Raw genomic sequence first — 22,807 nt, forward strand, 5'->3', positions numbered from 1 at the left:
AAGAACGGGAAGGCGACCCACAGAAAAGAGGTCGGCCCGCCGCGGTGCGCGGCGGGCCGACCCGGAACGATTTCGCGCAGGCGAAATCGTCAGGCGAACAACCGCCCCCGCGGCTGCACGCGCGGCGCGTCCCGGCCCTCGACGGTGCGGCCGGTGAACGGCTCACCGCAGTGCGAGCAGACCTGCACCGCGCGTGCGTCGTGGTCGCACGTCGTGTGGTGCAGCAGGACGGGTGGCCCCTCCGGCCCGGTGGCCCACTTGTCGCCCCAGTTGAGCAGCGCCATGATGACCGGGAACAGGTCCTTGCCCTTCTGCGTGAGGTGGTACTCGTAGCGCGGCGGGTTGTCCTGGTAGGGCCGCTTCTCCACGACCCCGTGCTCGATCAGGCCGTCGAGGCGCTCCTTGAGGATGTTCCGGGAGATCCCGAGCTCCTCCTGCATCTGTTCGAAACGGTTCCGGCCCTTGAATCCGAACAGATCGCGGACGATGAGCAACGTCCACCACTCGCCCACGACTTCGAGCGTCTGGGCGATGGAGCAGTCGAAGTCTGCGAAGCTCTTCCTGCGCATGGTACGACTATAGCCCGAGTTCTCATAGCGTGACGCAACCCACCCGTTGCGACGGGCGCGGCCGGCCGGTCACGCCGTTCCCGGGGCGGTCGCGGCGCGCTCGCCCAGCCCGGGGTCGGCCGTGGCGCCCTCGGTGGCACCGGAACTCGTCCACGACGTGCGCAGCGCCGCCAGCGCACCGAGCGTGATCAGGCCCATCACGACGATGTACACCGACACCGACGCCGATGTTTTTGTCGACGCGAGCAGCGACGTCATGACCAGCGGCGCGAACCCGCCGCCGACGACGTTGGACAGCTGGTAGCCCAGCGACGCGCCGCTGTAGCGCACCGCCACCGGGAACAGTTCGGAGAACAGCGCCGCCGTCGGGCCGTACATGATGCCGTTGACGAACATCGCGACGGCGATACCCGCGCCGACGACGACCGGGTTGCCGGTGTCCACCAGCATGAAGTACGGGAAAGCCCAGACCACGGTCGCGACGACGCCGATGAGGAAGACGGGGCGGCGCCCGATCCGGTCGCTGAGGCGCGAGAACACGATGATCGACACCGCCATGAACGCCGCCCCGACCATGATCGCGACCAGCATCGTGTTGCGGGTCAGCTTCAGCGTCTGCGTCGCGTACGCGAGCGTCCCGGTCGTGTATACGTAGAACGAGCCGCCGACCACCAGGAACGTCCCGATCGTGACGAGGATCCGGGCCGGGTGGTCCTTGATCACCTGCAGCACCGGCGAGCGCCGGGGTCGGCCGGTCGCGGCGTTGTCGCGGAAGGCCGGTGTGTCCTCGATGCGCAGCTGGACCAGCAGCGCGACCAGCACGACCACCCCGCCGACGAGGAACGGAATCCGCCAGCCCCAGTTGAGGAACGCCTCGGCGCTGGTCGTCCCCGCGACGAGGAAGAACGCACCGCTGGACAGGATGAGCCCCAGCGGGAGCCCGATCTGGGCCCAGGCGCCGTAGGCCCCGCGTCTGCCCGGCGGGGCGTACTCGGTGGCGAGCAGCACCGCGCCGCCCCACTGGCCACCCAGTGCGAGGCCCTGGGCGATGCGCAGCAGCGACAGCAGCAGCGGTGCGGCGAGCCCGATCGTCGCGAAGCCCGGCAGGACGCCGATGGCGAAGGTCGCGGCGGCCATCAGGGCGAGGGCGACGACCAGGGCGCGGCGCCGTCCGTGCCGGTCGCCGAGGTGCCCGAACAGCGCGCCGCCGACCGGACGCGCGACGAACCCGACGGCGATCGTCGCGAAGGAGGACAGCGTGGCCACCAGCGGGCTGAACGACGGGGAGAAGAAGACCTTCGGGAAGACCAGCGCCGCGGCCGTCGTGTAGAGGAAGAAGTCGTACCACTCGGTCGACTGCCCGAGCAGCGTCGCGATGCGGACGCGGCGCAGCTCGCGGGGGGACACCGCCGACCCGCTCGGGTCCCGGCGAGGTGGGGTAGAGCTCATGTCAGGCCTCCGTTGGTCGTGGCAGAGCACTTTCTCGTCGTGCGCGTGGCGCCGCAGATGTGGTCGTGCGCGTGGCGCCGCAGGTGTAGTCGTGCGCGGCGGGCGTGGTCAGCGCGTTCCGGCGTCGGCACCCACGGGGGAGGGGTGTGCGAGCGTCCGGACGGTGAGGCCGCCCTCGGCGGCGACGGCCCGCAGCCGCTTCTTGTCGAGCTTCCCGACGCTGGTGCGCGGCAGCTCGGAGGTGAGGGCCCAGCGCTCCGGCAGCCACCACCGGGGGACGTGCACGGCGAGGTGGTCGCGCAGGTCGTCGGCGGTGACGTCGGCCCCGGCGCGCAGGACCACGACGGCGAGCGGACGTTCGTCCCAGCGCGGGTCGGGCACGCCGATGACCGCGGACTCGACGACGTCCGGGTGGGCGTCGAGCTGGTCCTGCAGCGCGACCGAGGAGATCCACTCGCCACCGGACTTGATGACGTCCTTGGCGCGGTCGGTGATCTTGAAGTAGCCCCGGCGGTCGATGACGCCCATGTCGCCCGTGCGCAGCCAGCCGTCGGCGGTGAACCGGTCGGCGCCGGTCCCGCCGAGGTAGGACCCGGTGACCCAGGGCCCGCGCAGCTCGAGCTCGCCGACGGCCTCGCCGTCGCGCGGGAGCGGCTCGCCGTACTCGTCGACGGCGCGCATCTCCAGCCCGGGGAGCAGCCGGCCCGACCACTGCCGCCACGGCGTGTCCTCGTCGTCGGCGTCCGCGGCGGCCGGCAGCGCCAGGCCGCCCCACGGACCGACCTCGGTCATGCCCCAGCCCTGCACGAGGTTCGCCCCGTGGGTCCGGGCGTAGTGGTCGATCAGCGAGTCCGGCACCGACGACCCCGCACAGATGATCGACCGCAGCGACCCGAGGTCGACCGGGTTGTTCTGCGCGTAGGTCTTCACCTGGGCCCAGATCAGGGGGATCGAGACGGCGACGGTCGGGCGGGTCGCGGCGACGATCGAGGCGATCGCCCGCGGCCCGACGTCGCGCCCGGGAAGGACCAGCCCGGCGCCGGTCAGCAGCGACGCGTGCGGCAGCCCCCATCCGTTGACGTGGAACATCGGGGTGACCTGGAGGATGCGGTCGCGATCAGACAGTGCCATCGCCGAGCCCGACGCGATGGTCAGCGCCTGCAGCCAGATCGACCGGTGGCTGTAGGCGACGCCCTTGGGGAGCCCGGTCGTCCCGGTCGTGTAGCAGATCGCGGCGGCGGCGCGCTCGTCCGGATCCGACGGCCAGCCGTCCGTCGGGTCGGCGGACCCGACCAGTGCCTCGTAGCCGAGGTACGGCTCAGGGGCCGTCCCCACGACGACCACCGTGTGCACGCTCGGCGTCCGCTCCAGCAGCGGCTCGACGCGCGGCAGGAGGTCGTCGTCGACGATGAGCACGCCGTCACGGGCGTCGTCGATGACGTACACGAGCTGGTCGTCGGAGAGCCGTGAGTTGACCAGGTGCAGCACCGCGCCCATCGCCGGAACCCCGTAGAACGTCTCGAGGTGCGCCTGATGGTTGTGGCACAGGGAGCCGACGCGGTCGCCCGCGCGGACGCCGAGCGCGTGCAGGGCCGCGGCGAGCCGTCCCGCCCGGGCGAGGACGGTGGCGAGGTCGGCCTCGTGCGCGACGGCGCCGTCGGCGCACGACAGCACCCGGGTGTCGGGGTGCACGTGCTGCGCGTGCCGCACCATCGCTCCCACGGTCAGCGGGACGTCCTGCATCGTGCTCATGAGCTCGCTCATGGGTCTGACCAACTCCAGTCCGTGATGCGTGCACAACCAGTTCGATGACGCTACGCGGTGGCGGTGTCGCCGCGGTCGTCGTCAGAGGTCCGCGACCGCCGGGATGACGTCGTCGCCGATGCGCCGCAGCGAGTCGAGGATCTGCTGGTGGTCGCCGACGATGTGGCGCACCAGGACCTTCTCGAATCCCATGTCGCGGTAGCCGGCGAGCCGTTTGACCACGGTTCCGGCCGACCCGACGAGCGAGGTGTCGCGCTCGTGGCCGAACCCGCGGTACCCCGCCGCGATCATCGGTTCCACGGCCTCCCATGCCTGCTCGTCGGTCTCGGCGACGTAGATGTCGCGGCGGAGCACGGCGTCGGGGACCCGCCCGTGCTCGGCGCAGACGGCGCGGTACCGGTCGAGCAGCACGCGCAGCTCCTCGGGGGCGGTGCCGGGTGCGGTCTCCCAGGCGTCGCCCAGCCGCCCCGCGCGGTCGACCGCGCCACCTGCCGTCGCCGCCACCCAGATCTGCGCGGGGACGGCGGGGACCGGGTTGATGCGCACGCCGTCGAGCTGGAAGAACTCGCCCTCGTGCGTCACCGTCTCGCCCGCCAGCAGCGCGCGGACGACGGTGATGAACTCCTCGCTGCGCCGCCCTCGGGAACCCTTGGCGATCCGGAATCCCGTGAACTGCTCGCTGACGTCGCCGTTGCCGACGACCAGGGTCAGCGGCTCGGGCGCGAACGCCGCCAGGGTCCCGACCTGTTCGGCGGCGATCACGGGGTGGTGGAACGGCGCGAGGTAGAGCAGCCCGACCGGCATGTCTCCGGTGACGGCCAGCATCCGGGCGAGGGTGGGCGTCGGGGCGAACGCGTTCGCGTAGGACGAGGCGTGGCTGTCGCCGACCATCAGGAACCCGAAGTGGTGCTCCGCGGCGGTCCGCGCGATCTCCAGCAGCTGCCGGGCCTGGACGCGCGCGTCGGTCACCCCGAGCGGGATGTCGCTGAACTCGCCCTTCGCGACGACGGTCTCGTGGTAGCGGCGCAACGAGTCCTCCGACGAGGCGAAGATGAACCGGAGCGACGTTCCGAGCAGCATGCGCGTTCCCTCTCGGTGCGGCGTGTTCGCCGTCGTGCCGGGTGGCCGGCGCTCGGCAGTGAGTAGCGTCATAGAACGCTAGCAGCGGTCGCCGGAGCGGGGCAAGGGTGCGGTTCGCCCGTTGTGGGCCGGTTTCCCGACACTGTGCGTGTCGAGGGGTGGGGCTCTACCGTGGCGGTGGGTACCGGGAACCGTCGGAGAAAGGACCCGGCCATGGCCAAGCCGTTCGCCTCCTCAGCCGACGTCGAGGCCAAGGAGCAGACGCTCGAACTGCTCGCCGACGGCGTCTACGCGCTCACCGCCGAGGGTGACCCCAACATCGGCGCGATCGAGGGCGAGGACTTCCTCGTCTGCTTCGAGGCGCTGGCGACGCCCGTCGTCGCCGCGAGATGGCTCGCGATCCTGCGCGAGCACACCGACAAGCCGGTCCGGTACCTGGTGCTGAGCCACTACCACGCCGTCCGCGTGCTCGGGGCGAGCGCGTTCGACGCGGAGGCGATCGTCGCTCACGAGATCACCCGTGCGCTGGTGGCCGAGCGCGGCGCGCAGGACTGGGAGTCCGAGTTCGCGCGGATGCCGCGGCTCGCCGAGGGTGCCGACTCGGTCCCCGGACTGACCTGGCCGACGCTGACCTTCGCCGACCGGATGACCATCGATCTCGGCGGCGACCGCGGCGAGCTGGTGCTGCAGTACCACGGCCGCGGGCACACCGAGGGCGACATCACCGCGTGGCTGCCCCGGCACCGGATCCTGTTCGCGGGCGACCTCGTCGAGGCCCAGGCCGCCCTCTACACCGGCGACGCCTCCCACCGCGACTGGGCGACCACCACGCTCGACCGCATCGAGGCCCTCGGGGCCGATCAGCTCGTCGGCGGCCGCGGCGGGGTGTCGCGCGGACCGGCCGAGGTCTCCGCCGCGATCGCGCAGACCCGGCGGTTCCTGCAGGTCATGATCGACCGGGTGGGTGCCGTTCAGCAGCGTGGCGGCACGCTGAAGGAGGCGTTCGAGACCACCCACGCCGCGCTCGTCGACGACTACGGGCGGTGGCCGATCTTCGAGCACTGCCTGCCGTTCGACGTCTCGCGTCTCTGGGACGAGCTCTCCGGGGTGGAGCGGCCGATCATCTGGACGAGCGAGCGCGACCAGGACGTCTGGGCGCAGCTGCAGGGCTAGGGGTGTCCGACGGATCGCCGCCGACGGGCTCGGTGATCCGGGCGCCGAGACCGCGGCGGGTGATCCGTCAGACACCCTGGGATACCAGAAGAGCCGCCCGAGGGTCGGATGGGCGGCTCGGATCAGGTTGACGCGCTCGTACGGGGCCATCCGGGCGGGGATCGGTGGCCCGCCCGGACGGCCCTCGTCATGGTCGGGCGAGCCGGGTCGCCAGCTCGTCGAGGCTGGAGACGATCACATCCGGTTGGTCGCCGATCGTGTCGAACGGGCCGCCCGACCTGTTCAACCAGGCGGTGCGCATCCCGGCCGACTTGGCGCCGATGACGTCGAACGGATTGCACGAGACCAGCCAGAGCTGACCGACCGTGCACCCGAGCATGGTGCCGGCGTGCTGGTAGACCTGCGGCGACGGCTTGAACGCCCCGACGGCGTCGACGCTCAGCCATGCGACGAAGTGGTCGGCCAGCCCGCTGTTCATCAGGCAGCGTTGCAGCATCTCGGGACTGCCGTTGGACAGCACGTACAGGCTGTGCCCCGCCTCGGTGAGCGTGCACAGGGCAGGCTCGACGTCCGGGAACGGCTCCGGCGCGTCGTACTGGTCGAGCAGCGAGGCTCGCGCGTCCGCCGGCAGCTCGTGGCCGTCGGCGAGCAACGCGTAGTCCAGCGAGCGGGCTGTGACCCACGCGAAGCTGCGGTACCGCTCCATCATCGTCAGACGGAAGGAGTACTCGAGCTGCTTCTGTCGCCACACCGCCGCGACCCGCTGTGCCGCTTCGTCGGGCAGGTAGCGCGTCAGCGCCGTCGCGATCGCCAGCGGGTCGACCAGCGTCCCGTAGAGGTCGAACAGGAGGGTGTCCCGCTCCGTCGCCGACATGTCCGGCGGCTGCACGTCCGGCCGCTGTCCCGATCGGGTCAACTCGTGATCCCCCCGTCGACGACGATCGCCTGCCCGGTCAGGTACCGCGAGGCGTCGGAGGCGAGGAAGACGATCGCGTCGGCCATCTCAGGCGGCTGGCCCTGCCGGCCGAGCGGAACGGTCGTCGCGACCATCTTCTCGTGTTCCTCCTTGCCGCCCATGTAGGCGACGACCGGGTCGTTGAACGGCGTGTCCACCCAGCCGGGGCACAGGCAGTTCGCGCGGATCCGATCGGGGGCCAGCTCGATCGCGAGGGTGCGTGTGAACGCCACGACCGCTCCCTTGGACGCCGAGTAGGCCGTCAGGCCGGCGATCCCCTTCAGGGCGGCGATCGAGGCGACGGTGACGAACGACGCCCCGTTGCTCCGTCGTAGGTGCGGAACCGTGTACTTCGCGGTGAGGAAGCACGACCTCGCGTTCACCGCGACGTGCTGCTCCCAGCTGTCGATGTTCGTGTCCGTCACCGAACCGGACCGCTGTAGACCCGCGACGTTCACCACGACGTCGATGCCGCCCAGGAGCCGTGCGGCCGCCTCGGCGAGGTCTCGGACCGCCGCCGCGTCGGAGACGTCGGTCGGCACGGCGTGCGCCGGCGCCCCCGTCGCTCCGAGGAGGTCGACGGTCTGCTTCAGCGCGGTCTCGGCGACGTCCGCCAGCACGACCGACGCCCCCTGCTCGACGAACCTCTGGGCCGTGGCCCGGCCGATCCCCGACGCCGCGCCCGTCACGATCGCCCGCTTCCCGGCGAGCGTCGTCATGCCACGCCCACGGCGAGTGCGGCCGCGCCGGCCATCGCGACGTCGGCGTCCTGGTCGGGGCTCCCCCCGCCGACGCCGACCGCGCCGACGACGGAACCGTCGACGCGCAGGAGCGCGCCGCCGCCGAAGGGGATGTAGGGCTGGCCGTGGCTGCCCGTCAGCCCGTAGAACGGGCCGCCGGGCTGCACCGCGGGTGCCAGGTCGGCGGTCGACATCGCCAGCGACGCGGCGGTGTAGGCCTTCGCCTGCGACACCTCCACCGCGGCCAGGATCGCGCTGTCCTGACGGGCGAACGCGAGCAGGTTCCGCCCGGCATCCACGACGGAGACGCATGACGGGGACCCCGTCTCGCTCGCCCGAGCCAGCGCGGCGGCGACGACGCGGCTCGCCGCTTCGTAGGTGAGGATGGTGCTCATCGTTGTCCTTCGTTCGATCGGGTCCGGCCGGTCGCGGCTACCAGAGGGCCAGGGCCTCGGCATTGGACGGCGTTCGCTTCTGGCTGAGCAGGGTCTGGTGGTTGGCCTTGATGTACTCGGCGCAGCGCACCGCGACGGCGCCGATCGTGCTGGTCGGGTTGACCGCAGCTCCGGTGGTCAGCGAACTGCCGTCGGTGATGAACAGGTTGGGGACCTCCCATGTCTGGTTGACCGCGTTGGTGACCGAGTCCGCGGGGCTGTTGCCCATCCGGCAGGTCCCCATGAGGTGCCAGGCCGGCGGCGGGTGCATCGGTCCGGTCATGTGGGTCTCCACCGCACCGGCGGCCTCGGCGGCCTCGCGCAGTCGCTCGGTTCCGAACTCGGCGAGGGCGATGTCGTTGTCGGACAACGCGTAGTCGATGTGGGCAGCGGGCAGCCCGCTGGAGTCCTTCGCGTCGGCGTCGAGGGTGACCCGGTTCGTGATCACGGGGAGGTCGTCGCCCTGCATGAAGGACACGACGTGGTGCCCGAAGTGGCGGTTGAACGCCGCCCGGTGCTCCGCGCCCCACGGCTCCGGCGGCGCGGTGTGCGTGCCCATCGCGCTGTAGGCCGCGCCGAAGCTGCCCAGCGTGAGCATCGTCATCCCGTTGACGAAGCCGTGGCTCGGATCGGTGTCGTAGTGCTGCTGGGAGTGGACCGAGCAGCCGATGGCGCCCTTGTAGCCTTCGATGGGGTCCTCGAACCACATGTCGGCGAACGACCAGCAATGGTGCATCAGGTGCGTGCCGACGAGCCCGTTGCCGTTGGCCAGCCCGTCCGGATGACCCTTCTGGGCCGACATGAGCAGCAGCCGCGGCGTGCCGACCCCGTTGGCGGCGAGGACGACGACGTCGGCCCGCACCTCGTGGCGGGCCCCGGTGAGGCGGTCGATGTAGACGGCGCCGGTGGCTCGGCCGCCCTCGACCAGGATGGACTCGACGCGCGCATAGGTCCGCAGGTCCACGCCGTTGCGGATGGCCTGCGGCCAGTAGGCCACGTCGGCCGATCCGAGGGAGCCGCGCGGGCAGCCGCTCAGGCAGTTCCCGCACGAGTTGCACGGTTGGCGTCCGTTGTGCCCGCGGGTCAGGATCGCGTTGTCGGTCGGCCACCAGCTCCAGCCCAGCTTGTTCCATGCCTCGGCCATCCGCCGACCCCCGTTGCCCGGCTTGATCGGGGGTCCGTGGCGCATCGGACGCGGAGGGTTGGCCGGGTCGCCCGCGAGACCCGAGACACCGACCTCCGCATCGTTGATGTCGTAGAAGGGCGCAAGGTCCTCGTAGCTGATCGGCCAGTCGATGGTGCCGGCGAGACCGTGCTCGGTTCCCTTCCGGAAATCGACCGGCTTGTACCTGAACCAGTGTCCGGCGTAGTGGACCGTGCTGCCGCCGACGACGTTCATCAAGCGGGGGCTGGTGACCCCGGTGATGGGATAGTCCTCGGGGGCCTGGCGCATATTGGGATCGAACGCCCAGCCCCGGTACTTCTCGATCTCCCACTCGTCGTGGAAGTGGGGAAACTGTGTCGGGTGCACCCAGTCACCCTGCTCCAGGCAGACGACGCGGATTCCTGCGTCGCTGAGACGCTTGCTCATCGCCGCGCCACCCATACCGGAGCCGATCACCAGGACGTCCGTCGTCCTCTCCAACGAGCTCGGCACAACTGTCTCCTCGAAACGTGGTGGGAAGGGCTGATCTGAGAGTCGTTACCGCGCGTCCGCGAGTGACCGCGCGACGTCCTCGGTCGCGATGAATCGGCCGTCGGAGGGTGGGGTGAAGCCGTCCCAGTCCGTGGTCAGCCGGTCGTAGCCGTAGGGCAGCGGCGGGCCGTTGTAGTCCCGTGCGGCACGGAGGTGCGTCCGCATCACCAGCACGACCGCGGGCCGGGAGTAGTAGCCGGCATAGGTGAGTGCGCGCAACTGGCCGAAGAACTCCGGGTCGTCGTTCTCCAGCCTGCGCAGCACGGCGACCCGCTGCTCGCGGTCCTCGGCGAGGATTTCCGGCTCGACGGCGTCGAGTGCCGCTGTGAACCTGTCCTCGACCGCTCCGGGGAAAGGCGCGGTGCGAGAGCCGGTCGGAGCGACGTAGCGCGGGATGAAGTCCTCCACGACGCCGACCTCGCTCGGGGCCGGAAACCCTTCGCCGGGCGGGACGAGCTCGTCGACGATCGCCCGTAGAACCGTTCTCTGGTGATCGGAGAACATCACGGGTATCCGGTTCCCGCCCGGCTCGGCGGCGGCCGCGCGCAACGCGTCACGGACGTCGTCGGGGGAGCCGGTCAATCCGAGTTCCGGGGTGTTGAGGGGCGCATTCACGACCGGGCCTCCTTGCGAGGTCGTCAAAAGGCGGACTCGCGGCGGCCGGCACGAATGCCGTGCCCCACCGCGTGCCGGTTCATGATGTCCGAAATGGGGGGCACGCAACTGTGCACGTTGTGGACAGCCCCGCGACGAGCCCGCTCAGGACTCGATATCGAGGAGGCGAATCCGCTTGTAGAGCGTGGTGCGGGAGATGCCGAGTGCCTCCGCCGCGTGCACCTTATTTCCTCCGTGCTGCTGCAGCGCCCGCACGATCGCGTCGCGCTCGGCCTGCTCCAGCATGGTCAGCCGACGGCCCGGTCGATGTTCCCTCAGCCGGAGCGGGAGGTCCTCAGCGGTCACCACCTCGCCGGTGATCTGCTCGGCCACGTGAGCGAGAACCTGGCGCAGCTCGTGCAGGTTCCCCGGCCACGGATGGTTGCGCAGCGCGTCCCACGCACCCCGGGTCAGTCGCACGGGAAGACCGGGCGCCAGCTCGGCGAACAGCGCCCCGACGAGGTCGGGCAGCTCGTCCTTGCGGAACCGCAACGGCTGGATCTCCACACGCGCCCCGCAGAGAGCGGCCAGACCGACCTGCTCGGCGCCGAGGTCCGCAAGTGGGCCGCTGGTGAACGCGAACCACACCGACGCGTCCCGCAGCGCCCTTGCGGTCCGGGCTGCCGTCGTCGGTGGCAGCAGATGGATGTTCTCCACGGCCAGCAGGCTGGTGTGCTCGCGGACCACATCGGTCAGCGCCTCGTCCCAGCGCGCCTCGCCCATCAACGCGACGTCCGCCGCGTCGTGACTGCAGACCGGGTCGCAACCCGCCAGCCTGGCGACTGCCGCAGATCGGCCGCTCCCCGGCTCGCCTGTGACGAGCACGTTCGTCCGGCGGGCCCGGTGGGCGTCCAGGACGGCCAGCGGATCCTTCGGCCGGCTCGGGGCGCGCCGCCGCGGCACCGGCCGCCGCCGGCCGTCGGCGGCGATCTCGAACAGCACCCCGCTCGGCGCGTCGGCCAGCCTGCGGAAACGTATCCGTACGTCGGTCCCGTCGGTGAGCCTGGCCGCGCGTACGTGTGGCTCGACGACGGCCTCACGGGCGAGGTCGCGCAGCTGGAGGTGATCGGTCGACTCCAGTGCGCGCTGTGCGGCCGGGCTGGCCATCATGATGTCCTCGTCCAGCAGCACCACGACGCTGTCCGGACGCTGGGTCGCCTCCTGGAACGCCGCGAGCATCCGCTGCTGGTCGGCGCGTGCGCCGGCCAGCAGACGCCGCGCGATGTCGCCCGCAGCGCGGTTGACGATGGGTGCCCACAGCGCGTTCTCCTCGACCGCCGGCCCCGTGATCTGCAGGACGGCCTCGATGCGCCTCGTGACCGGATGCAGGATGGGCTGCCCGTAGCAGCTGAAACGCTTCATCGGCTCCATGAAGTGCTCAGCGCCGCTGATCGCGATGCCGTGCCGAACCTCGAGCACCGTCGCGATGGAGTTGGTGCCAGTGGTCTCCTCGGTGAAGCGGTTGCCCAGCACGGCGCCGATGCCGTCGAGATCGGCTTCCACGAAGGAGTCGCTGAACCGACGCTCGACGATGCAGGCGTCGCGGTCGGCCAGCATCAGGGCGAACCGGGTGCCCTCCAGATCAGCCGTCAGGCCGGCCAGAACCGGGCGTGCGGCGCGCAGGAGCTTGCTGTCGTCGTCGAACTCGACCGGGGTGACGTGGTCCAGCGGCGCGTCGGGACGCAGCCCGCACGCCCGCGACCGTCGCCACGACTGGGCGATCTCCGGCCGTAGCGCCGACTCGGTCACCTCATACGGCGACATGGCCTCGTACCGCGACGTACCACAGCGCAGGTCTCGCCACCTGGATCACCAACCTCACCGTCAGCAATCACGTTCGTCGCCCTCCGGCTCGGCGAGGACGGGCGCCGACGGCACGGCGAGAAAAATGTAGGCAAAGCCACACAGCATCGTCAACGAGGGCCTCCCGGCAGCGGCGGGAAGGTTCTACTTCCGTCACCGTCCGACCCGGCCGGTGGCCGAACGACCGGCCGAAGGGGCACCTGCCACCGGCGGGCCGCTCTGGCAGGTCCGCGACGGTCCGGGAGTGCCCGCGATGCGCGGTCCGCGAGCCCGCGGCCGGGCGTCCTGGCAGGTCGGCGCGGACCGTCGACCGGCTCCTCGTCGGAGCCACCCATAGGGATAGGTCCCCGACGATCCGGTCTACGAGCTGACGAGGAGCCCGCCGAGGCAGACCGGGACCGCCGTCCGGGCGGACCACGGAACGTGGTGTTCAACCGGTCGAGGGCTCAAATCGCCGAGGGGACTGCCGGACGAGAGTGCCGGACGAGATTGCCACGAGGCGGAAGATGGAAGGCCAGGTCGACGACGAACCCCCGTCGGATCCTGGCCCTGCCCCCGACGACGGGAGACGACGACGATGTCCTCCTCCGCACCCGTCCTGGTGCTGGGCGCCGGGCCGGTCGGCCAGACGACCGCCTTGTTGCTCGCCCGCTGGGGCGTGTCGACGATCCTGCTGGACCGCCGTCCCCGGCGCGACGCCGTCGGGTCCAGGGCGATCTGCCAGCAGCGCGACGTCCTCGACATCTGGGAGGCCGTCGGGGCGGGCCACCGGATCGCCGACGAGGGCGTCACCTGGACCACGGCCCGGACCTTCCACGGCGACCGCGAGCTGTTCAGCGTCGAGCTCGCCGACCACGGGGTCCCGGCGTTCCCGCCGTTCGTCAACATCTCGCAGAGCCGCACCGAGGAGATCCTCGACGAGCTCGTCGCCGCCCAGCCGCTGGTCGACCTGCGCTGGGACCGGCACGCGACCCACCTCCACCAGGACGGCGACGGTGTGACGGTCGTGCTCGGTGACGGGCACCGGCTCCGCGGTTCCCACGTCGTCGTCTGCGCCGGGCCGCGCTGCGACGAGCTGCGCGCGCCGCTGGGGGTGTCGTTCGACGGGCACTCGTTCGACGACCGCTTCCTGATCTGCGACATCCGGACGGACCTGCCGGACCGGGTGCACGAGCGGCGGTTCTACTTCGACCCGGTGTGGAACCCGGGCCGGCAGGTGCTGATCCACCCGTGCCCCGACTCGCGGTTCCGCATCGACTGGCAGGTCCCCGCCGACTACGACCTCGACGACGAGGCGGTGTCGGGCGCCCTGGACGACCGCATCCGGGCGGTGATCGGTGATCGCCCCTACGAGCTGCTGTGGTCGTCGGTGTACCGGTTCCACTCCCGCGTCGTCGACCGGATGCGGGTGGGGCGCGTCCTCGTCGCGGGCGACGCCGCGCACCTGATGTCCCCCTTCGGGGCGCGGGGTCTCAACTCCGGGGTCGCCGACGCCGAGAACGCGGCGTGGAAGATCGCGTACGTCCGGCACGGCTGGGCTCCCGACGCGCTGCTGGACAGCTACCACGCCGAGCGGCACGCCGCCGCCCTGGAGAACCTCGCGGTCACGACGGCGACGATGAACTTCCTCGTCCCCCGCGACGACGCGCAGGCCCGGCACCGTGCGGACACGCTCGCGGCGGCCGCCGACGACCCGGCGAGCCGTGCCTTCGTGGACTCGGGCCGGCTCGCCGAACCGTTCTGGTACGTCGACTCGGCGTTGACGACCCCGGCCGCGCACCGGCCGTTCGCCGGGCGCCCGCCCCGGGGGCAGGCCCCGGCCGCCGGTCCGGGGGTGCTGGTGCCCGACGCGCCGGTCGTGGCCCCCGACGGTCGCCGCCGGCTGCGGCTGCTGGCCCGCGACGGGTTCCTGCTGCTCAGCGGCCATCAGGTCGGGCCCGCCGCCGTCCGCGACGGCGCCGCCGGGATACCGGGCCCGGTCCGCAGCCTCGCGCTGGCCGACATCGACGCCGAGGGCGCGCTCACCACGGCCCTCGCGGCCCGGCCCGACGAGGTCTGGATCGTCCGGCCCGACGCCCACGTCGCCGGGGTCCTGGTCGACCCGGTCGCGCCGGAGATCGCGGCCGCGCTGCACCGCGCCGTGGGTCACCCGGCGCCGGCCGATCGGGACGACGCGCTGCGCCGCTGACGGAGCGGCTGTCACGCCCGCGGCCGCCGCGCCGCGGACGACCTCGGCGCAGCGGGATCTCAGGGCGGGAGGGGCTCGTCGGGCGGTGCGGTGGTCCCGGCGACGTCCTCGACGGCGTCCGCGAGCCGCCGCGCACACGTCGCGATGTCCGGCGGCACCGAACGCAGGTGCCGCGACGACGCCTCCCCGAGCGCCGCGGCGGCCGCCAGCAGCCGGGCCATCCCGCCGTCGTCGTAGCGCACCCGGCCGGCGATGCGGCGCAGGGTGATCGAGGCCTGCGCGACGCGCCGCTCCTCGGCCCGGGCCGCCTCGTGCCGCCTGCCCGGTGCGGTGCCGGGCCAGTGGTCGTCGTGGATGGGCACGTCCCGACGATACGGGTCTTCGAACAGATGTTCGAGTGACGTCACCCGGCTGCCGCACCCACCGGCGCGACCGGGGCCGCGGCGGCCTGCCCGGGTCGCTCACGGGCAGGCCGGCGCGGTCTCCGCCGCGCGGGCCGGTTCAGCTGTCGTCGCCGCCGTCGTTGCCGCTGTCGTCGCCGCCGTGCGCGGCCTCCCACGCCCGGACGCCGCCCGCCCCGTACATCGGGCCGTCGTAGGTCAGACCACGGGCCTTCATCTCGTCGGACGCCTTGACGACCTGCACCTCGTCGCCGACCTGGAGGTAGGCGTACCAGGCCTTCGCGTCGTCGGCGGCGAGGTGGATGCAGCCGCCGGACGCGTTCTCCGGGTCGCCCTCGTGGAACGCGATGCCGCCGTCCTCGAAGAACACCGAGTACGGCATCGGGTCCGGCACGCCGTTGGTGAACGACTCGCCGCTGACGTGGTCGATGTCCTTCAGGTAGACGTGCAGGTCGTGCCCGACCGGCGTCGGCTCGGTCTTGCCGCCCGAGGCGATGTTCACCGGCCCGCGCGTGACCTTGCCGTCCTGGATCAGCCAGGCGCGCTGGGAGTCGAGGTCGACGCAGGCCTTCGCCGTCACCGAGCACGGGGTGCCCGGGACGAGCGGCTGCGCCCGCGCCGCCGCGGCGGCGGCGGACTCGCCGGTGGTCGGGTCCGGTGCCGTGTTCGGGGTGGCGGACGCGGGGGCGGCGAGCAGCACGCTCGTCACGGCCGTCACCACGCCGAGTCCCAGTCCGCCGTACAGATGCCGTTTGCGCACCGATGTCCTCCTCTAGTGCCGGCCCTGTCACCTGGCCGCTGTAGGGAGGACGGCCATCACCCGGTCAGGTTGCGCCGGGTGGCCGAGCATGTGCGGTCCGCAAGGGGGTATGTCCCTCGGCGTCCGGATTCATCCGGTTTCCCGCCGCCCCGGGCGCGCGGTCCGTGGCCGTCCGCCACGGCGCGTGCCCGGGGCACGCCGCTGTGTAGGGTGACCGTGCCGGTAGGGAGGCGTCTGGGTGCCTGGTGGCCCCCGCGGTCTTCAACACCGACGTGGCCGAGTATCTCGGTCAGGCGGGTTCGATTCCCGTCCGCCTCCGCTCCCGGCCGCGCGTGTCCGAGCGGTCAGAACCGCCACGTCGTCGCCCCGCCGGGCGCGATGCTCAGCGCCGTCGCCGACTCGGCGACGATCCGGTAGACGTGCCACGGCGGCCGCCCGGCGGACGGGGCGCTGAAGTCCGCCGTCAGCGCGGTGCCGGAGTCGTCGACCCGGCACGGCCAGTCCTCGGCCCAGTGCGCGGCCGTCCGCGCCACCGTCGCGGGGTCGGTGACCTGCTCCGCGGTGCCGCGGACGACGAGGTCGAACTTCTCGGTGGCCAGGCTCAGCGCGCATCGCGGGTCGCGGGCGAGGTTGCGGCCCTTGCGCGTCCGCTCACCGGTCTCGAACCAGAAGGTGCCGTCCACCCACAGCGCGCCGATGCCGGTCACGTGCGGGCCGCCGTCCGCGTCGAGGGTCGTGAGCCAGCTGGAGTGCCGGTTCGGCCCGCCCGAGCCGGGTGCCTGCGGGAAGCCGGCGTCGAGCCCGGCGGTGATCGTGCCCCAGTCGAGGGTGGGCAGGTCGTAGAGCGTGGCGAGGTTGGTGGCGTCCATGGTGGTGGGACCGTCGCCGACCGCGGCGCTCATCGGCCGTTCGGCGCGCCGCCGCCGCGGATGGTACGAGTGATCACCGGGACGAGGAGGTCGGACATGACGGGTCCGCTGGACGGGGTCACGGTCGTCGCGCTGGAGCAGGCCATCGCGGCCCCGCTGTGCACGCGGCACCTGGCCGACCTCGGTGCGCGCGTGATCAAGGTCGAGAACCCCGGCGTCGGCGACGCGAGCCGGCACTACGACGGCGTCGTCCGCGGGCTCGCGGCGCACTTCGTCTGGCTCAACCACGGGAAGGAGTCCGCCGAGCTCGACCTGCGCGAGGAGGCCGACCGGGCCGTGTTCGCCCGCCTCCTCGACCGGGCCGACGTGCTGGTCAGCAACCTGGCGCCGGGCGCGCTCGGCCGCCACGGGCTCGCTCCCGACGACCTGGCGCGGCGGCACCCGCGGCTGGTCGTCGTCGACATCTCCGGGTACGGCACGGGCGGTCCGCTCGACCACAAGCGGGCCTACGACCTGCTGATCCAGTCCGAGGGCGGCTCGTGCGCGATCACCGGCACGCCGGGTGCACCCGTCAAGCCGGGGGTACCCGTCGCCGACATCGGCACGGCGCTCTACGCCTACTCGGCGGTGCTGGCGGCGCTCTACGACCGCGAGCACACCGGGCGCGGCACCGTCGTGCGCGTCGCGATGCTCGACGTCCTCGCCGAGATGATGGGCTTCGCCCTCAACACGGTCGTGCACGGCGGCGAGCTCGTCCCGGTCGGCCTCGGCTCACCGACGGTCGCCCCCTACGGCGCCTACCCGACCCGTGACGGGCAGACCGTCGTGCTCGGGGTGACCAACGACCGGGAGTGGCGACGGCTCACCGAGGACCTGCTCGGCCGTCCCGACCTCGCGGCCGACCCGCGCTACGCCCGCAACTCGGACCGGGTCGGGCGCCGCGGCGAGCTCGACGCGATCGTGGGCGAGTGGTGCGCCCGTCACGACCTCGACGACGTGCGCGCCCGCGCCGACGAGGCCGGCATCGGCAACGCCCGGCTCAACGACGTGCACGACCTCGCCGCCCACCCGCAGCTGTCGGCGCGCGGCCGGTGGCGGGAGGTGGGCTCGCCGGTCGGGCCGCTGCCCGCGCTCGTCCCGCCCGCGCTCGGTACGGGATGGACGCTGCCCGACGCGCGGGTGCCCGCGCTCGGCGAGCACACCGACGCGATCCGGGCGGAGTTCGCGGCCGCGGATCCCCCGTGAGCGGCGATGGTCGCCATGGCGACCACCGCCGCTCACGAACCGGGGTGGACGGGAAGCCGGCTCCGGGGCCGACCGGGGACCGACGGGCGACTCAGAACTCAGGCGTCGAGCACCTCGCGCAGCCGGGCGGCGAACTCCGCCGGCTTGCCGGCGTAGGGGACGTCGCCGCCGGTGAAGCCGCCGTGGTGGCTCGGGAAGACGACGGCCTCCTGGCCGAGCCGCGCGGCGAGGGCCCGCGCCGTCCGCCCGGTGAAGCTCTCCCCGGACTCCTCGGCGACGCCGACGACGATCCGCGTGGGTGCCGCGGTCAGCGCCGCGACGTGCGGGACGTAGTCGGTGACGGCCAACGAGACGTCCGACAGCAGCGGGTCGTCGCGGCTCCCGTCGTCCTCCGACGGCATGCCGAACATCGCGGGGTCGGGTGTCGGCCGGGCGAAGTACGCGTCGGTGAACTCGCCCTGCCACGACGTCATCGCGATGAACGCCGCCATTCCGGCGCCGAACCCCTTCGCCCGGTACGCGTCGAGGAACCCGTCGCGGGCGCGGACCGCGGCGTCGGCGTCGGGCAGGACCGGGATCAGGGGCGGCTCGTGGGCGACGAGGGTCCGCACGTCGCCGGGGTGTTCCGCGACGAGCGCCAGGCCGGCGACGGCGCCGCCGCTGCTGCCGAACACGTCGACGGGGCCCGCGCCGAGGGTCTCGACGAGCCGGTGCAGGTCCCCGGCCTGGGTACGGGGGTCGTTGTCGGTGCGCCCGTCCCTGCGGACGCTGCGGCCGAGCCCCCGCGGGTCGTAGGTCACGGTGGTCCGGTCGTCCATCAGCGACGCGAGGGTCGTGAAGCCCTCGGCGGTCATCGGCTGGCCGATCAGGAGCAGGGGCGGGCGGCCGCCGGCGGTGGGCAGCGGACCGTGCACGTCGTAGGCGATGTCGGCCTCGGCGTCGCTGAGGGTTCGTGTCGTCATGCACGGTTGACGACGGCGCGCCCGCAAACTCATCTGTGCCCGGCGAAGCGGTCCCCGCGGGCCCCGTCACCAGCGGCGGGGCCCCACGCCGCGGGCCGATAGAGTCGGTGCCGCACGCCATCCCCAGGAGAGCTTCGATGACCCGACTGAGCCAGTCCGCCGAGCGCGTCACCGCGCTGCTCGCCGGCGCCGACCTCGCCACCGACGCCGCGGTGCGCGAGCTGCTGACCGAGACCACGGCGCGCCGCAGCCTGGACCTGTCGGACCTGCCGCCTGCCGAGCAGGCCGCCCTGATCGCCGCGCGCTCGCAGCAGCTGCAGCCCTCGGCCGACGCGCTCGCCGCCCGGATCGTCTCGGCGGCGGAGAAGGGCAGGCCGTTCGTCGCGAAGTTCGGGATCGACCCGACCGGCGCCGAGGTGCACCTGGGCCACTCCGTGCCGATGCAGATCCTGAGCCGCTTCCAGCGCATGGGCCACGACGTCGTCTTCATCGTCGGCGACATGACGGCGAAGATCGGCGACCCGTCGGGCCGTTCCGACGACCGCCCGGCGCTGACCGACGAGGACATCGAGCACAACCTCGCCACCTACCGCGAGCAGGTCAGCCCCTTCTTCGACTTCGACCGGGCGCACTTCCGGCGCAACGGCGACTGGCTGCGGAAGATCACGCTGCCGGAGATCATCGGCATCACGGCGCAGATCCCGGTGTCGATGTCGTTGCAGCGCGAGGACTTCCGCAAGCGGCTCGACGCCGGGCAGGGGCTCTCGCTCGCCGAGCTGATGTACTCGATCGTCATGGCGCTCGACTCCGTGGAGATCAACTGCGACCTCGAGGTCGGCGGCATCGACCAGTTCCTCAACATGCAGATGTGCCGCAAGGTCATGGAGATCAGCGGCCAGGTGCCGGAGCTGGTCGTCGCGACGTCGCTGATCGAGGGCACCGACGGCACCGGCGCCAAGATGAGCAAGTCCAAGGGCAACTACGTCCCGCTGACGGCCGCGCCCGGCGAGATCTTCGGCAAGATCATGTCGGTGCCCGACCGGCTCGTCGAGCCGTACTTCCGGGCCCTGTCGGAGTGGCTCGACGCGGAGCTCGCCGTCGCGGCGGAGCGGGTCGCGGCCGGCACGCTGCACCCGATGGACCTCAAGAAGGTCCTCGCGGGTGAGGTCACGGCGGCGATCCACGGTGTGGACGCGGCGATGAAGGCCCGCGACGAGTTCGCCGCACGCTTCTCCCGGCGTACCTTCGCCGAGGTCGACGACCTGCCGACGGTCGCGGACCTCGGGGTCAGCGTCACCGAGGCGGTCAAGGCGCTGGGCTTCGCCGCGAGCAACGGCGACGTCCGTCGCGTCGCGCAGCAGAACGGCCTGCGCCTGGTCGTGGAGGCCGACGGCGAGCAGGAGCAGCTGTCGCTCACCGCGGACGACGCCCGCGCGGTGCTCGCGGACCTCGTCAAGGACCGGCTCGACGGAAAGACCGGGGACTACTTCCTCAAGGTCGGGCGCAAGCTGGCACGCATCCGGGCCGACTGAGCCGGGTCGCCCGGGACGGGGCGACCGAGCCGGAACGGCGGTGCGTCGGCACCTGCGCTCTACCATCGCGGCATGAGCGGCGAGGAGACGCGCGACGGCGCCCGTCGGAAGAACGCGTCCCGGCGCGGTCGTGGCGAGGCCGGCGCCGACGACAGGGGAGCCCGGCCGAGCACCGCCCGCCGCGAGCTGGTGGAGAACGAGCTCTACGAGCACGCCACGCGCCTGTTCGCCGAACGGGGCTTCGCCGGCACCAGCCTGCAGGACATCGCCGACGCCCTCGGCATCACCCGGCCCGCGCTGTACTACTACGTGAAGAGCAAGGACGAGCTGCTCGCCAAGCTCGTCACCGAGGTCACCAACGGCCCGCTCGACGACCTGAACGAGCTCGCCGCGCGGACCGACCTCGACGCCGTCGCGAAGCTGCGCGGGGTCGTCGAGGTGATCGTGGGCAGGCGGACGGCGCAGCCCGAGCGGTTCCGGCTGCTCATCCGGTCCGAGGCGGAGCTGCCCGCCGAGCTCGTCGAGGCCTACGACGAGGGCAGGCGCGAGGTGCTCGCCACCATCGCCGGGATCGTGGAGGACGGCGTGCGTGCCGGGCGGTTCCGGCCCGTCGACGCCCGGGTCGCGGCGCTGGGCGTGCTCGGGATGTGCAACTGGGTGGCGTGGTGGTTCCACCCCGGTGGCCGGGACTCCGGCGAGTCGGTCGTCGCCCAGCTCGCGGACATGGCCGTCGGTGCGCTGCAGCGGCCCGACGGACACGTCCTCGACGGCGAGGGTCCCGCCGCGGCGCTGAAGATGCTCCGCCAGGACCTCGACCATCTCGAACGCATCCTGGACGTCTGATCGTCCCGCGCTCCGGGCCCGCAGCCGGGCCGCTTCCCGCCGCACGCGCTCCCGCAGCGCTGTACGCGGCGGGGTTCGTCACGGCGTTCGGGGCACACGCGGTCGCGGCGACCGTCGGGTCGGAGGCCGGGATCGACGCGATGTCGCTGTTCTCCCTCGGCGTCGTCCTCGCCGTGTACGACGGCGCGGAGGTGCTGCTCAAGCCCGTCTTCGGCTCCCTCGCCGACCGGTGGGGGCCGCGACGCGTGCTCACCGGCGGGCTGGTCGCCTTCGCGCTGGTGTCCGGCGGGTACGCCGTCGTCGCGGCCACGGGTGCGGTCGCCACCGGGCCGGGCGCGGTCGTCGCCCTGACGCTGGCGCGGCTCGGACAGGGCGCGGCGGCGTCGGCCTTCTCACCGGCCGCGGGAGCGATGGTCGGCCGGCTCTCCCCGACCGGGAAACAGGGCCGCGCCTTCGGGTCCTACGGCGCCTGGAAGGGCCTGGGCTACACCGGGGGTCCGCTGCTGGGCGGGGTCGTCGTCCTGCTCGGCGGGCTGTCGGTGCTCTTCGCGACGCTCGGGGCGCTCGCTGCACTCGTCGCGGTGTGGGTGCTCCTCGCGGTGCCCGTGCTCGACCCGCTGCCGCGGCGCCGGCAGACGGTCGTCGACCTGGTGCGCAGGCTCGGGTCGCCCACCTTCCTGCGTCCGACCGCCGCGCTCGCCGCCGGCACCGCCGCGCTCTCGGTGGGGGTCGGTTTCCTGCCGGTCCTCGGCGCGGCGGCCGGACTCGGCCCGGTCGCCACGGGTGCGGCCGTCGCGCTGCTCGCCCTCAGCTCGACGCTGGTGCAGCCGCGCGCGGGCCGCGCGCACGACCGCGGGACCCTCGGGACGAGGGCCGCGCTGCTGCTCGGGTTCGGCCCGATTATCGCCGGGTTCGTCGTCGCCGCGACGGTCCCCGGGCTGCCCGGGCTCGTGCCCGCGGCCGTCGCCATCGGGTTCGGCGTCGGGACCCTGACCCCGGTCGCCTTCGCGACGCTCGCCGCGACCTCGCCGCCCGAGCGACTCGGGCAGACCATGGGCTCGGCCGAGCTCGGCCGCGAGCTGGGCGACGCCGGTGGACCGTTGCTCGTGGGCGCGGTCGCGGCCGGGGCGTCGACCGGCGTCGGCCTGGCGGTGCTGGCCGGTGTCCTCGCCGTCACCGGCGCGGCGAGCCTGGTGCGGACCGGCGGCACCGCCCCGCACGGGCCCGATGCCGGGGCGGACTAGCGGATCCGGGCGCCGTAGACGTGGTCGACCGTCATCGTCATGAGCACGCGGCGGTCGTCGACCATCACGCGCCGGTACTCGTCCCAGTCCGGGTGCTCCCCGGCCGCCGACCGGTAGTACTCGACGAGGGCCTGCACCTCGGGCCCGTCCGGGTCGGTGCCGGGACCGACGAGCGTCGCGACCCCCTCGACCGTCGCCCAGCCCCACCCGTCGGCACTGGTCACCTCGAGCGTCGCGCGAGGGTCGCGGCGCAGGTTGGCGGTCTTCGCGCGGCCCTCCGTCATCGACACGCGCACGACACCGGCCTCGCGGTCGTAGAACGGCGTGACGGGGGAGAGCTGCGGACGGCCGTCGGACTTGATGGTCGCCAGCACGCCGAGGCGGCTCTCCGCGAGCAGGGCGTGGGGGTCGAACGAGGAGTCGCTCATGACCCCGGCAACCCTGCC

Annotated in this window: 20 protein-coding genes, 1 tRNA gene and 1 pseudogene; 7 read left to right on the forward strand and 15 right to left on the reverse strand. The window is 72.7% G+C overall.

Annotation, left to right across the window (positions count from 1 at the left end; all coding sequences use genetic code 11):
• Positions 1-89: 89 nt before the first annotated feature.
• The 4 genes from PSD17_RS10555 to PSD17_RS10570 all read right to left on the reverse strand — a co-directional run bounded on the left by PSD17_RS10555 (position 90) and on the right by PSD17_RS10570 (position 4,862).
• Positions 90-569, reverse strand: a complete 480-nt coding sequence (locus PSD17_RS10555; RefSeq protein ID WP_013676301.1) for a winged helix-turn-helix transcriptional regulator — start codon at positions 567-569, stop codon at positions 90-92.
• A gap of 69 nt (positions 570-638) precedes the next feature.
• A complete protein-coding gene (locus tag PSD17_RS10560; RefSeq protein WP_339122527.1) occupies positions 639-2,018 on the reverse strand; it encodes an MFS transporter in 1,380 nt (459 codons plus the stop codon).
• A 108-nt stretch (positions 2,019-2,126) separates the two neighbouring features.
• Positions 2,127-3,770 (reverse strand): long-chain-fatty-acid--CoA ligase, encoded by a 1,644-nt coding sequence (locus PSD17_RS10565; RefSeq protein WP_339122528.1) that lies wholly within the window; start codon positions 3,768-3,770, stop codon positions 2,127-2,129.
• Between the two features lie 93 nt (positions 3,771-3,863).
• Positions 3,864-4,862, reverse strand: a complete 999-nt coding sequence (locus tag PSD17_RS10570) for an LLM class flavin-dependent oxidoreductase (RefSeq protein WP_339122529.1) — start codon at positions 4,860-4,862, stop codon at positions 3,864-3,866.
• 213 nt (positions 4,863-5,075) lie between these two features.
• On the opposite strand from PSD17_RS10570, the gene PSD17_RS10575 reads away from it, so the two are divergent.
• Positions 5,076-6,035 carry an MBL fold metallo-hydrolase gene (locus PSD17_RS10575; protein WP_339122530.1) on the forward strand — a complete coding sequence of 320 codons (960 nt, stop codon included), beginning with the start codon at positions 5,076-5,078 and terminating at the stop codon, positions 6,033-6,035.
• A 187-nt stretch (positions 6,036-6,222) separates the two neighbouring features.
• On the opposite strand, the gene PSD17_RS10580 is transcribed toward PSD17_RS10575, so the two are convergent.
• The 6 genes from PSD17_RS10580 to PSD17_RS10605 all read right to left on the reverse strand — a co-directional run bounded on the left by PSD17_RS10580 (position 6,223) and on the right by PSD17_RS10605 (position 12,278).
• Positions 6,223-6,951, reverse strand: coding sequence for a haloacid dehalogenase type II (locus PSD17_RS10580; RefSeq protein WP_339122531.1), 729 nt, complete (start codon positions 6,949-6,951; stop codon positions 6,223-6,225).
• Complete coding sequence (locus PSD17_RS10585; protein ID WP_339122532.1) at positions 6,948-7,709, reverse strand: SDR family NAD(P)-dependent oxidoreductase; 762 nt, start codon at positions 7,707-7,709, stop codon at positions 6,948-6,950. The genes PSD17_RS10580 and PSD17_RS10585 overlap by 4 nt, the downstream gene beginning before the upstream one ends.
• Positions 7,706-8,125 carry a GlcG/HbpS family heme-binding protein gene (locus tag PSD17_RS10590; protein ID WP_339122533.1) on the reverse strand — a complete coding sequence of 140 codons (420 nt, stop codon included), beginning with the start codon at positions 8,123-8,125 and terminating at the stop codon, positions 7,706-7,708. Before PSD17_RS10590 ends, PSD17_RS10585 begins: the two co-directional genes overlap by 4 nt.
• Before the next feature lie 37 nt (positions 8,126-8,162).
• Positions 8,163-9,755, reverse strand: a complete 1,593-nt coding sequence (locus tag PSD17_RS10595; RefSeq protein WP_339122534.1) for a GMC family oxidoreductase — start codon at positions 9,753-9,755, stop codon at positions 8,163-8,165.
• Between the two features lie 111 nt (positions 9,756-9,866).
• The gene (locus PSD17_RS10600; protein WP_339122535.1) at positions 9,867-10,475 is read right to left on the reverse strand and encodes a gluconate 2-dehydrogenase subunit 3 family protein; all 609 of its coding nucleotides are present in this window, start codon (positions 10,473-10,475) and stop codon (positions 9,867-9,869) included.
• Between the two features lie 144 nt (positions 10,476-10,619).
• Positions 10,620-12,278 (reverse strand): sigma-54-dependent Fis family transcriptional regulator, encoded by a 1,659-nt coding sequence (locus PSD17_RS10605; protein WP_339122536.1) that lies wholly within the window; start codon positions 12,276-12,278, stop codon positions 10,620-10,622.
• 613 nt (positions 12,279-12,891) lie between these two features.
• Between PSD17_RS10605 and PSD17_RS10610 the strand changes: the two are divergent.
• A pseudogene (locus PSD17_RS10610) lies at positions 12,892-14,505 on the forward strand (FAD-dependent monooxygenase); the annotation flags it as partial.
• A gap of 59 nt (positions 14,506-14,564) precedes the next feature.
• On the opposite strand, the gene PSD17_RS10615 reads toward PSD17_RS10610, so the two are convergent.
• Positions 14,565-14,867, reverse strand: coding sequence for a hypothetical protein (locus tag PSD17_RS10615; RefSeq protein WP_103379826.1), 303 nt, complete (start codon positions 14,865-14,867; stop codon positions 14,565-14,567).
• 139 nt (positions 14,868-15,006) lie between these two features.
• A complete protein-coding gene (locus tag PSD17_RS10620) occupies positions 15,007-15,666 on the reverse strand; it encodes a L,D-transpeptidase (RefSeq protein WP_339122537.1) in 660 nt (219 codons plus the stop codon).
• Positions 15,667-15,892: 226 nt separating this feature from the next.
• Between PSD17_RS10620 and PSD17_RS10625 the strand changes: the two genes are divergently transcribed.
• Positions 15,893-15,985, forward strand: a tRNA-Sec gene (locus PSD17_RS10625).
• Positions 15,986-16,010: 25 nt separating this feature from the next.
• On the opposite strand, the gene PSD17_RS10630 is transcribed toward PSD17_RS10625, so the two are convergent.
• Positions 16,011-16,568 carry a pyridoxamine 5'-phosphate oxidase family protein gene (locus tag PSD17_RS10630; RefSeq protein ID WP_339122538.1) on the reverse strand — a complete coding sequence of 186 codons (558 nt, stop codon included), beginning with the start codon at positions 16,566-16,568 and terminating at the stop codon, positions 16,011-16,013.
• Between the two features lie 63 nt (positions 16,569-16,631).
• On the opposite strand from PSD17_RS10630, the gene PSD17_RS10635 reads away from it, so the two are divergent.
• Positions 16,632-17,780 carry a CaiB/BaiF CoA transferase family protein gene (locus PSD17_RS10635; protein WP_339122539.1) on the forward strand — a complete coding sequence of 383 codons (1,149 nt, stop codon included), beginning with the start codon at positions 16,632-16,634 and terminating at the stop codon, positions 17,778-17,780.
• A gap of 98 nt (positions 17,781-17,878) precedes the next feature.
• Here the strand turns inward: PSD17_RS10635 and PSD17_RS10640 are convergent, their stop codons facing one another.
• A complete protein-coding gene (locus tag PSD17_RS10640) occupies positions 17,879-18,742 on the reverse strand; it encodes an alpha/beta fold hydrolase (RefSeq protein WP_339122540.1) in 864 nt (287 codons plus the stop codon).
• Positions 18,743-18,879: 137 nt separating this feature from the next.
• On the opposite strand from PSD17_RS10640, the gene tyrS reads away from it, so the two are divergent.
• The 3 genes from tyrS (at position 18,880) to PSD17_RS10655 (ending at position 22,361) form a co-directional block, all read left to right on the forward strand.
• Positions 18,880-20,274, forward strand: coding sequence for a tyrosine--tRNA ligase (gene tyrS / locus PSD17_RS10645; protein WP_013676290.1), 1,395 nt, complete (start codon positions 18,880-18,882; stop codon positions 20,272-20,274).
• 72 nt (positions 20,275-20,346) lie between these two features.
• Complete coding sequence (locus PSD17_RS10650; RefSeq protein ID WP_013676289.1) at positions 20,347-21,117, forward strand: TetR/AcrR family transcriptional regulator; 771 nt, start codon at positions 20,347-20,349, stop codon at positions 21,115-21,117.
• Between the two features lie 59 nt (positions 21,118-21,176).
• Positions 21,177-22,361, forward strand: a complete 1,185-nt coding sequence (locus PSD17_RS10655; RefSeq protein ID WP_339122625.1) for an MFS transporter — start codon at positions 21,177-21,179, stop codon at positions 22,359-22,361.
• Here the strand turns inward: PSD17_RS10655 and PSD17_RS10660 are convergent.
• Entirely contained in the window at positions 22,358-22,789 is a 432-nt protein-coding gene (locus PSD17_RS10660) for a PPOX class F420-dependent oxidoreductase (protein WP_013676287.1), read from the reverse strand. The two genes, PSD17_RS10655 and PSD17_RS10660, sit on opposite strands and share 4 nt — an antisense overlap.
• Between the last annotated feature and the right edge of the window lie 18 nt (positions 22,790-22,807).

Origin of the sequence: Pseudonocardia sp. D17 (assembly GCF_036984265.1) — a bacterium.
GTDB classification, from domain to species: domain Bacteria; phylum Actinomycetota; class Actinomycetes; order Mycobacteriales; family Pseudonocardiaceae; genus Pseudonocardia; species Pseudonocardia benzenivorans.

What these genes read in the sequence shown, in the direction of transcription:
- PSD17_RS10555 (WP_013676301.1), bottom strand. Translation starts at nt 569, where the DNA reads ATGCGCAGGAAGAGCTTCGCAGACTTCGACTGCTCCATCGCCCAGACG.
- PSD17_RS10560 (WP_339122527.1), bottom strand. Translation starts at nt 2,018, where the DNA reads ATGAGCTCTACCCCACCTCGCCGGGACCCGAGCGGGTCGGCGGTGTCC.
- PSD17_RS10565 (WP_339122528.1), bottom strand. Translation starts at nt 3,770, where the DNA reads ATGAGCACGATGCAGGACGTCCCGCTGACCGTGGGAGCGATGGTGCGG.
- PSD17_RS10570 (WP_339122529.1), bottom strand. Translation starts at nt 4,862, where the DNA reads ATGCTGCTCGGAACGTCGCTCCGGTTCATCTTCGCCTCGTCGGAGGAC.
- PSD17_RS10575 (WP_339122530.1), top strand. Translation starts at nt 5,076, where the DNA reads ATGGCCAAGCCGTTCGCCTCCTCAGCCGACGTCGAGGCCAAGGAGCAG.
- PSD17_RS10585 (WP_339122532.1), bottom strand. Translation starts at nt 7,709, where the DNA reads ATGACGACGCTCGCCGGGAAGCGGGCGATCGTGACGGGCGCGGCGTCG.
- PSD17_RS10590 (WP_339122533.1), bottom strand. Translation starts at nt 8,125, where the DNA reads ATGAGCACCATCCTCACCTACGAAGCGGCGAGCCGCGTCGTCGCCGCC.
- PSD17_RS10595 (WP_339122534.1), bottom strand. Translation starts at nt 9,755, where the DNA reads ATGAGCAAGCGTCTCAGCGACGCAGGAATCCGCGTCGTCTGCCTGGAG.
- PSD17_RS10605 (WP_339122536.1), bottom strand. Translation starts at nt 12,278, where the DNA reads ATGTCGCCGTATGAGGTGACCGAGTCGGCGCTACGGCCGGAGATCGCC.
- PSD17_RS10630 (WP_339122538.1), bottom strand. Translation starts at nt 16,568, where the DNA reads ATGAGCGCCGCGGTCGGCGACGGTCCCACCACCATGGACGCCACCAAC.
- PSD17_RS10635 (WP_339122539.1), top strand. Translation starts at nt 16,632, where the DNA reads ATGACGGGTCCGCTGGACGGGGTCACGGTCGTCGCGCTGGAGCAGGCC.
- PSD17_RS10640 (WP_339122540.1), bottom strand. Translation starts at nt 18,742, where the DNA reads ATGACGACACGAACCCTCAGCGACGCCGAGGCCGACATCGCCTACGAC.
- tyrS (WP_013676290.1), top strand. Translation starts at nt 18,880, where the DNA reads ATGACCCGACTGAGCCAGTCCGCCGAGCGCGTCACCGCGCTGCTCGCC.
- PSD17_RS10650 (WP_013676289.1), top strand. Translation starts at nt 20,347, where the DNA reads ATGAGCGGCGAGGAGACGCGCGACGGCGCCCGTCGGAAGAACGCGTCC.
- PSD17_RS10660 (WP_013676287.1), bottom strand. Translation starts at nt 22,789, where the DNA reads ATGAGCGACTCCTCGTTCGACCCCCACGCCCTGCTCGCGGAGAGCCGC.